Consider the following 1,355-nt stretch of genomic DNA (forward strand, 5'->3'; position numbering starts at 1 on the left):
CGCCAGGCGCGGTCGAAGTGCTTGTCGAAACGCGTGCCCACGCCCTGGATCAGCAGGCGCATCGGTTTGTTCGGGATCGCCGCGAAGCCCTTGACCCGCAGGATGCCGTGCTTGACCACCAGTTGGGTCAGGGCGTCCAGCAGCTGGCTTTCGTCGGCCTGGGGCAGTTCGATGGAGATGGAGTCGAAGGCATCGTGGTCGTGGTCGTCTTCACCTTCGTGGTGATGATCGTGATGGCTGTGGCGGCCATCGATGTGTTCTTCCGAGCCCGCGCCCAGGCCGATCAATACATCCAGCGGCAGGCGACCGCTGCTGGCTTCGATGATTTTGACCGCCGGCGGCAGTTCTTCTGCCACTTCCAGGCGCACACGGGCCAGGTCTTCAGGGCTGATCAGGTCGGACTTGTTGAGGATCACCAGGTCGGCGCTGGCCAGTTGGTCAGCGAACAGCTCGTGCAGGGGGGATTCGTGGTCCAGGTTCGGGTCGAGCTTGCGCTGGGCGTCAACCTGGTCCGGGAAGGCGGCGAACGTGCCGGCGGCCACGGCTGGGCTGTCGACCACGGTGATCACGGCGTCAACGGTGCAGGCGCTGCGGATTTCCGGCCACTGGAACGCCTGGACCAAGGGTTTTGGCAGGGCCAGGCCCGAGGTTTCGATGAGGATATGGTCGAGGTCGCCGCGACGGGCCACCAGTTCGCGCATCACCGGGAAGAACTCTTCCTGGACCGTGCAGCACAGGCAGCCATTGGCCAATTCGTAGACGCGGCCGTTCGCCTCTTCTTCGGTACAGCCGATGGAGCATTGCTTGAGGATTTCACCGTCAATGCCCAGCTCGCCGAACTCGTTGACGATCACCGCGATGCGGCGCCCCTGGGCGTTATCCAGCATGTGGCGCAGCAAGGTGGTCTTGCCCGAGCCGAGGAAGCCGGTAACGATGGTGACGGGGAGTTTGGCCAGTGTTTTCATCGGATGCCCTTTGGGGCGGGCATACGGGACGAGTGGCCCTGCGCAGGTGCGCAGAAGCAGAATTCGCCACCGGATCACCCCGCCCGGTTGAAGTAGAAAATCGGTTGCGAGGCAGGTCTCCTGGCTTGGGGCTTGCCGGCGGTGATGCCGGCGCTGGCTGCGCCTTCCCGCCTTGTTCAGGCAGTGGCGTGGCAGTCAGATAAACCCTTTACAGTTGCGGGGGCAGCCGCGGCATTGACCGCGTTCCCTTCTTAGCTTCGGCCTGGGCCGAAGAACCTCGAAGGTGCAAGGCTACGCAGTGCGCGGGGACGGGTCAATGTCCGAGCGTTTGGCACTAAGCAGCGCCAGGCGCTCCAGCATGCCTTCGCTCGCCGCCGGCCCGGCCTGGAC

The 1,355-nt window shown here is 64.4% G+C and carries 1 protein-coding gene and 1 riboswitch; the gene reads right to left on the reverse strand.

All coding sequences use genetic code 11. From position 1 onward, the window contains the following. A partial coding sequence (gene cobW, locus HX846_RS36290; RefSeq protein ID WP_178967355.1) for a cobalamin biosynthesis protein CobW occupies positions 1-965 on the reverse strand: 965 nt, incomplete at its 3' end. A gap of 92 nt (positions 966-1,057) precedes the next feature. Further along, a riboswitch (cobalamin riboswitch) is annotated at positions 1,058-1,260 on the reverse strand. Between the last annotated feature and the right edge of the window lie 95 nt (positions 1,261-1,355).

The sequence above is a fragment of the Pseudomonas sp. K5002 genome (genome assembly GCF_013386655.1).
Taxonomy (GTDB): Bacteria; Pseudomonadota; Gammaproteobacteria; order Pseudomonadales; family Pseudomonadaceae; genus Aquipseudomonas.